Source organism: Polaromonas sp. (assembly GCF_012927415.1).
Classification (GTDB): Bacteria; Pseudomonadota; Gammaproteobacteria; order Burkholderiales; family Burkholderiaceae_C; genus Polaromonas.
This window is the reverse complement of the sequence record NZ_JABBPF010000137.1, coordinates 1-6,875: the sequence shown is the minus strand read 5'-3', so window position 1 is coordinate 6,875 and position 6,875 is coordinate 1. Positions and strand designations below refer to the sequence as shown.

Sequence of the window (6,875 nt, the reverse complement as noted above, 5' to 3'; positions counted from 1 at the left end):
CGCCGCCAGCAGCGATGCGCTGGGCCAGCTGGGCATCGTCAGGCAGCGCCAGGCGGCCATCACCGGCATCGCCCGTGCCGTCGCTGAAAAGCGCCTGCAATTGCATGGCGGCGCTGATATCAACGCCACCATAGCCCTGCTCAAGGCGCTGCCCGGCATTGGCGACTGGACGGCGCAGTACATTGCCATGCGCGCGCTGCGCTGGCCCGATGCGTTTCCCGCAGCCGATGTGGCCTTGCACAAGGCGCTGAAGTTACAGGGGCTGAAGAATCCGGCGAAGCAGGCCGAACAGGCGTCGCTGGCGTGGAAGCCGTGGCGCAGCTACGCGGTGATTCGCGCCTGGAGCGGCTTGGCACAAGCAAGCCGGCTCACTCCTGAATTAATAGCTGCTGATGCCGGTATTGCCTGGACAAGCGCCTCAAAAGACTCCAAAAGCGCGGCAAAAGGCCAGCGCCGGCAGCCGCTCGGGTAAATAAGAGACACTTTAGGGGAACACCATGAAATTCGACAAATCCATCGCCCAGACCAGCGTGCCGAGCCCGCTGGGAAACATTCTTATCGCCGCGACGGACCGGGGCCTGGCGGGCCTCTGGTTCACCGAAAACCAGCGCTATCTGCCTTTCGACCGAGCCGGCCCGGTTACCTGGCCCGAAGTACCTGAGCATCCGGTGCTCAAACAGGTCAGCGGGCAGCTGGGCGAGTATTTCGCCGGCCGGCGCTGCCACTTCGATGTGCCGCTGGACCTGGCTTGCGGCACGGAATTTCAGCAATCGGTCTGGCAGGCGCTGCTCGATATCGCGCCGGGCCAGACCATCAGCTATGGCGAGGTCAGCCGGCGCATTGGCAAGCCGGCGGCCGTGCGAGCCGTGGGCGGTGCCGTCGGACGCAACCCGGTCAGCATCATCGTGCCCTGCCACCGGGTCATGGGCAGCAATGGTTCGCTGACGGGTTACGGCGGCGGGCTGGATCGAAAGACCGCCCTGCTCCGGCTTGAGGGCGCACTTGCACCTGAGGAGGCGCTGTCTTGAACTCTCGCGCTTCGAGTCTTGCCTCACCCGCCGCAAGGGCAAGCACCGGCCCTGAAAGCTGGCTCGGCGATTTTGTGATGCTGGCCGCCATCTGGGGCTCCTCCTTTCTTTTCATGCGCATGGCCACGGTCGAGTTTGGCCCCTTGCCGACGGCCGCCGTTCGGGTGGCAATTGCGGCGCTGTTTCTGCTGCCCATCGTGTGGCTGCGTGGCTTGCTGCCGGTGCTGGGTAAAAACTGGAAACGAATTTTTTTTATCGGCCTGCTCAACTCGGGCATTCCGTTTGCCTGTTTTTCGTTTGCGCTGCTGTCCATTACCACCGGCCTGTCGGCCATTCTCAATGCCACGGTGCCGATGTTTGGCGCGCTGATCGCCTGGTTCTGGCTGAAGGACAGGCCCACGCCTTCGCGCATGCTCGGGCTGCTGATCGGCTTTGCCGGCGTGGCGCTGCTGGCCTGGGATAAGGCCTCATTCAAGCCAGATGCCTCGGGCGTGGCGCCGGCCTGGGCCGTGCTGGCCTGCCTGCTGGCGTGTATCTGTTACGGCATTTCGGCCAGCTATACCAAACGCTATCTTTCTGGCTTGCCACCGCTGGTCACGGCAGCCGGCAGCCAGATCGGCGCCACGCTGGGCCTGGCCTTGCCAGCGCTGTGGCTATGGCCGGCGCGCATGCCGGGCATATCGGCCTGGCTGGCGCTGCTGGCCGTTGGCGTGGTTTGCACGGGGATCGCATATATCCTGTTTTTCCGGCTGATCGAGAATGCCGGACCGCCGCGCGCGCTGGCGGTAACGTTTGTCGTGCCGGTGTTTGCGGTGTTGTACGGCGCACTGTTTCTGGGAGAATCCGTCACGCCGTGGATGCTGGCGTGCGCCGCCGTGATCGTCTGTGGCACGGCGCTATCGACCGGACTGCTGAAGCTGGGGCGCGGCCGGGCACCGGCAGCTTGAAGGGCGCGCCATGAGTTCTGCAAGAAAGATAAAGCTGAAACTGAAGCCGCCCAAGCCCCGGAATCCGCTGATGGCTGCGGCCCTGCGGCGCCGCGCTGGCGCGCACCGCAAGCCGTCTGCGGCGCTCAGGCGGGCCGAAAAAATGGCGCTAAAAAAACAGTTGCGTGAAAGCTGGGCCTGAAGTGGCCCATTGATCGACTTACTGCAAGGCGCCAGCCACCACGTTGATGCTGAGAGCCAGAATCAACATGTTGAAGCCGAAAGACAGCACGCCGTGCACCAGCGTGAGCCGGCGCATCTCGCGCGAGGTGACCTGCACATCGGACACCTGCGAAGTCATGCCGACGACATGCGAGTAATACAGAAAATCGAAATAGTCCGGGTCCAGCCCGCCGGGAAACTGCAGGCCGGGTCCATCCGGTTCGTTCTGCATTTCTTCATGGTAGTAAAGGTGGGCATAGTGAAACGTAAACATGGTCTGGATAAACAGCCACGAGGCGATCAGCGCGATCACTGACATCGCGATATGCAATGTGCGCTGCGTGCCGGACAAATCCTTGCTCTGCTGCATCATGATCACGATGGCCGACACGCAGGCCATGGTGGCCAGCAGCAGCAACAAAAAAAGCACCATGCTGGGTTCGTCCTGCGCCTGCGCCCGCTCGCGGGTACGCTTCGCGTCAAAGCGCTCGCACAGCCACCAGGCCAGCGCCAGATAAACCGCCACCCCCACGCTCCAGCCCAGCAACCCGCGAAACTGCCAGATCAGCGGCAACGGCAGCGCGGCGGTAGCCAGCCCCGCCAACAAACCATAGAGCAGGCGCTGGGGGCCGTTGGTTTCTGAAAGATGTATTCGCATCGCACCAATTGTGGCCTGAACCAGCAGCAGACAATAATCAAGGCCCGAATTCGACAGATCAAACTCCGCCATGCCCCTGAAAAAAAGCCCGAGAAAAGTGCACATTGCCCGCCAGGGCATTTTTTATTCGCTGATTCTTTGCGGGGTGATTCTGCTGTTGGGGGGTGCCGGCTTCTGGCTGCTGGACCCGGGTGTAGATACATTTGCCGATGGCCTGTGGCTGGCCTTCACCACGGCGGCCACTGTGGGTTACAGCGATCTGGTGCCCAGCACCCATGCTTCGCGCATGTTTGCCGTCATCGTGGTGTTGCTCGGGCTGGCGGTGCTGTCGCTGGCGACGGCTTCGCTGGCGGCGATTTTTGTCGAAAAAGATTTCGAGGAAGGCGAAGAGCTTCAGATCGAGCATGAACTGACGGGCGAGATAAGGCACTTGCGTGAGGATGTGCAGCGCCTGCGCCAGGAAGTCATGAACGCAAAAGCGGGCCGCTACCCGGTATCACCGCCTGATCTCACGGCAAAGTAACTGCTTTTTCCGGTATCAGTAACTGCCCGCCGCCCGGGTCCGGCTCCAGGCCTTTCTCGAGTCGCGCCATCCGGCGTGTAATCTTTCCGGCCGCGTGCATTTCAACCTGGCGCAAAGCCGCAGGGACGCCGCAGCGCCCTTCGCCTTTCTGGCCACTTGCACCCAGTTGCGCCTCCCGCCTGTCGGACGATCGCAACGCGCAACACCAGACCCTGACCAGACGCTGTCGCGAACACTGGCGGGCAACGACTATCGCTGCTGCTGCCGGCTGGAACCAGTTCATAACGGGGGACGACTGGCGAAACATACCTTCTCCGAGTGTTCGATGTTGTGCTTGACAAGATCTTCTCGGCATTCAACCCAGGTGGGTATGGCGTTCCGGCCGCACTTCGGTTTGCATTGCCGCCAAACCTTGAAGGATGCCGCAGGCATCGACTGCCTGCTCCGTCTGGCAGCGCTGTCGCAGAGAAGCCAGTTGCTGCCTGAGCTGCACGAGTTCGCGGATGCGTTCATCGACATGGGCCATATGCTGGTCGAATACGGCATTGATGGCGCCGCAGCCCTCGGCAGGCTGATCAGTCAGTCGCAGCAGGGCATGGATTTCTTCCTGGCTCATATCCAGCGCCCGGCAGTTGCGGATGAAGCGAAGACGGTCAACGTGTTCAGGGCCGTAGACCCGGAAATTGCCCGCCGTGCGCGCTGGAGCGGGCAGCAAGTTTTCTTTCTCGTAGTAGCGAACCGTTTCGACCGTGCATTGCGCCACCTGCGCCAATTCACCGATTTTCATGAATTTTTTCCATAAATGTATTGACTCTATAGTAACTACAGGTTGTGTAATCAGGTGAATTAGTTTCAGGAAGCGCCATGTCAACCCACGCCAGGCACGGTCACGATCACGATCATGCCAAACCCGACCTTACAAGGCACGGCCACACGCATGACCATGAGAAGCCGCCCTGCTGCGCCCCTCTGGCTGCAGCAGTACCTGACCATGGTGCGGATTGCTGCGGCGATGCGGTCCAACCACCCCGCGCGCAACTCGGTAAAGCCCGAATAAGCGGTGGAAGTATCCAAACCCCCATCCGCATCATGCAGATGGATTGCCCGACCGAAGAAGCTTTGTTACGCAAAAAACTGGGAAGCATGGCGGGTGTCACCAGCATGGAGTTCAACCTGATGCAACGCGTGCTGACGGTCACCCACGAACCCGCAGCGATCGCAACTATTCTGGAAGCGGTGCGATCCCTGGGCTTCACGCCGGAGCTGTCCAACGGCACTTCCAATCAGGCAGAGCCTGCGCCGGAACCTGCGAGACCTTGGTGGCCGCTGGCACTCGCAGGGATTGCGGCCATCGCATCCGAAGCGCTGCAATGGGCAGGCTTGCCTACCTGGATGACGGCAGTCCTGGCCCTGGTGGCGGTGTTGTCCAGCGGTATTACGACCTACAAGAAGGGCTGGATTGCCATCAGCAACGGCAACCTCAACATCAATGCACTGATGAGTATTGCTGTCACCGGCGCTTTGCTCCTTGGACAGTGGCCCGAAGCTGCCATGGTGATGGTGCTGTTCACGGTGGCGGAATTGATCGAGGCCAAGTCGCTGGATCGGGCGCGCAACGCCATCAAGGGTCTGATGCAGTTGGCCCCTGAGGGCGCCACCGTCCGGCAAGCCGATGGCTCCTGGAAAGATGTGGCGGCCAACGCGGTTATTCTGGATGCGCATGTACGCGTCAAACCCGGTGAGCGTATTGCGCTGGATGGCAAGATCGTCAGCGGGCGCTCCACCATCAACCAGGCTCCCATCACGGGCGAAAGCCTGCCGGTGGAAAAGGCCGAAGGCGATCCGGTTTTTGCCGGAACAATCAACGAATCAGGTTCCTTTGAGTATCTTGTGACGGCCGTCGCTGGAGACAGCACTTTGGCGCGCATCATCCATGCAGTGGAAGAAGCGCAGGGCGCGCGGGCACCGACCCAGCGTCTCGTTGATAAATTTGCCCAGGTCTATACCCCGGTGGTTTTCGCAATGGCGGTTGCCGTCGCCGTGCTACCACCTTTGCTGATGGAGAGTGACTGGTTCTCCTGGGTCTACAAGGCACTGGTACTGCTGGTGATTGCCTGCCCTTGTGCGCTGGTAATTTCTACCCCAGTCACGATCGTCAGTGGTTTGGCTGCCGCTGCGCGCCAAGGCATTCTGGTCAAGGGTGGTGTGTATCTGGAAGAGGGACGCAAGCTCCTCTGGATCGCGCTCGACAAGACCGGCACCATCACCCATGGCAAGCCCGCACAGACGGATTTCGCCGTGTTAAGTGGTGGCAACGACGCTGAAGTACGGAGCCTGGCCGCCAGTCTGGCAGGACGCTCGGACCACCCGGTGTCTCGCGCTTTGACCGAAGCAGCCAAAAGGGATGCTGTGCCATTGCGCGATGTGGACAGCTTCGAGGCACTACCCGGACGTGGAACCAAAGGCCTGATCGACGGCAAACTGTATTACCTGGGCAACCACCGCCTGATTCACGAACTGGGTCGGTGCTCAGACGCGTTGGAAGCGCGCTTGTCAGAACTGGAGACGCAGGGAAAAACCGTCATTCTGCTGGCAAACGCAGAAGGTGACAACGGCGTCATAGGCCTATTCGCCGTCGCCGACACCGTCAAGGACAGCAGCCGCCAGGCGATTGCCGAACTCCATCAACTGGGCATCAAGACGCTCATGCTGACGGGAGACAACGCTCACACGGCAAAAGCCATTGCTCACCAGGTCGGCATCGACGAAGCCCGCGGCGATCTGCTGCCTGAAGACAAGCTCAGGGTGTTTGAAATAAAACTGGGCAAAGACGGCGCCGTGGGCATGGTCGGTGACGGCATCAACGACGCGCCTGCACTGGCACGCGCCGACATCGGTTTTGCCATGGGCGCGGCCGGTACTGGCACGGCCATCGAAACCGCAGACGTTGCTCTGATGGACGACGACTTGCGCAAGCTGCCGCGCTTCGTGCGGCTGTCGCGCCATACGCACGCACTACTGATTCAGAACATCGTGCTGGCCCTGGGCATCAAGGCGGTGTTTCTTGTCTTGACACTCACTGGGCAGGGAACGATGTGGATGGCTGTATTTGCCGACGTAGGGGCTAGTTTGCTGGTAGTCGGAAATGGGTTGCGGCTATTGCGAAAGTAACCGAACCCCACGTACCCCACTATTTTTTCCATGAAATCCGTGAAAACTGATCATTCGATTAAGTCGTGGCTCAGCGCTGCGCCGCCTCCATTTTTTCGCTTATAGATTACGCCAAGGAAGCATAGGGTGCGGGTCCATATGGAGTCAGGTCGTCATTGAAACGCCGATTCGACTGATTCATTTTTACACCAGCGCTAGAAAAGCCGAATCAAGGAAAAAATGCCACAGCTTTCGCTTGATTAGGTGGGAAGTTGCTGTCGATATCGCCGACCGGAAATCAGAAGCAGATCTCGGCTCACCAACGAAAACGCCACAGCGATTTGACTCGCTGTGGCGTCTTTGTGATT

8 protein-coding genes and 1 pseudogene are annotated in these 6,875 nt (G+C 60.3%); 6 read left to right on the top strand and 3 right to left on the bottom strand.

The window, feature by feature from the left end; all coding sequences use genetic code 11:
* The 4 genes and pseudogenes from HHJ19_RS12200 to HHJ19_RS12185 all read left to right on the top strand — a co-directional run.
* Window positions 1-472: pseudogene (locus HHJ19_RS12200) on the top strand (hypothetical protein); the annotation flags it as partial.
* 25 nt (window positions 473-497) lie between these two features.
* Window positions 498-1,028, top strand: coding sequence for a methylated-DNA--[protein]-cysteine S-methyltransferase (locus HHJ19_RS12195; protein WP_296907712.1), 531 nt, complete (start codon window positions 498-500; stop codon window positions 1,026-1,028).
* On the top strand, window positions 1,025-1,975 hold the full coding sequence (locus HHJ19_RS12190; RefSeq protein WP_296907710.1) for a DMT family transporter: 951 nt from the start codon (window positions 1,025-1,027) through the stop codon (window positions 1,973-1,975). The genes HHJ19_RS12195 and HHJ19_RS12190 overlap by 4 nt, the downstream gene beginning before the upstream one ends.
* A 10-nt stretch (window positions 1,976-1,985) precedes the next feature.
* The gene (locus tag HHJ19_RS12185; protein WP_296907708.1) at window positions 1,986-2,156 is read left to right on the top strand and encodes a hypothetical protein; all 171 of its coding nucleotides are present in this window, start codon (window positions 1,986-1,988) and stop codon (window positions 2,154-2,156) included.
* An 18-nt stretch (window positions 2,157-2,174) separates the two neighbouring features.
* Here the strand turns inward: HHJ19_RS12185 and HHJ19_RS12180 are convergent, their stop codons facing one another.
* On the bottom strand, window positions 2,175-2,834 hold the full coding sequence (locus HHJ19_RS12180; RefSeq protein ID WP_296907714.1) for a DUF1345 domain-containing protein: 660 nt from the start codon (window positions 2,832-2,834) through the stop codon (window positions 2,175-2,177).
* A 70-nt stretch (window positions 2,835-2,904) separates the two neighbouring features.
* Here HHJ19_RS12180 and HHJ19_RS12175 point away from each other — a divergent pair, with 70 nt between their 5' ends.
* The gene (locus tag HHJ19_RS12175) at window positions 2,905-3,357 is read left to right on the top strand and encodes a potassium channel family protein (RefSeq protein WP_296907706.1); all 453 of its coding nucleotides are present in this window, start codon (window positions 2,905-2,907) and stop codon (window positions 3,355-3,357) included.
* A gap of 355 nt (window positions 3,358-3,712) precedes the next feature.
* On the opposite strand, the gene cadR is transcribed toward HHJ19_RS12175, so the two are convergent.
* A complete protein-coding gene (gene cadR, locus HHJ19_RS12170; protein WP_296907705.1) occupies window positions 3,713-4,144 on the bottom strand; it encodes a Cd(II)/Pb(II)-responsive transcriptional regulator in 432 nt (143 codons plus the stop codon).
* Between the two features lie 80 nt (window positions 4,145-4,224).
* Window positions 4,225-4,431: a hypothetical protein gene (locus tag HHJ19_RS12165; RefSeq protein ID WP_296907703.1), complete on the bottom strand. Its 207-nt coding sequence runs from the start codon at window positions 4,429-4,431 to the stop codon at window positions 4,225-4,227.
* 15 nt (window positions 4,432-4,446) lie between these two features.
* Here HHJ19_RS12165 and HHJ19_RS12160 point away from each other — a divergent pair, with 15 nt between their 5' ends.
* Complete coding sequence (locus HHJ19_RS12160) at window positions 4,447-6,528, top strand: heavy metal translocating P-type ATPase (RefSeq protein ID WP_296907701.1); 2,082 nt, start codon at window positions 4,447-4,449, stop codon at window positions 6,526-6,528.
* The last annotated feature ends 347 nt before the right edge of the window (window positions 6,529-6,875 follow it).

Excerpts from the sequence above, each read along its gene's own strand:
- HHJ19_RS12195 (WP_296907712.1), top strand. The coding sequence starts at position 498 with ATGAAATTCGACAAATCCATCGCCCAGACCAGCGTGCCGAGCCCGCTG.
- HHJ19_RS12185 (WP_296907708.1), top strand. The coding sequence starts at position 1,986 with ATGAGTTCTGCAAGAAAGATAAAGCTGAAACTGAAGCCGCCCAAGCCC.
- HHJ19_RS12180 (WP_296907714.1), bottom strand. The coding sequence starts at position 2,834 with ATGCGAATACATCTTTCAGAAACCAACGGCCCCCAGCGCCTGCTCTAT.
- HHJ19_RS12175 (WP_296907706.1), top strand. The coding sequence starts at position 2,905 with ATGCCCCTGAAAAAAAGCCCGAGAAAAGTGCACATTGCCCGCCAGGGC.
- cadR (WP_296907705.1), bottom strand. The coding sequence starts at position 4,144 with ATGAAAATCGGTGAATTGGCGCAGGTGGCGCAATGCACGGTCGAAACG.
- HHJ19_RS12160 (WP_296907701.1), top strand. The coding sequence starts at position 4,447 with ATGCAGATGGATTGCCCGACCGAAGAAGCTTTGTTACGCAAAAAACTG.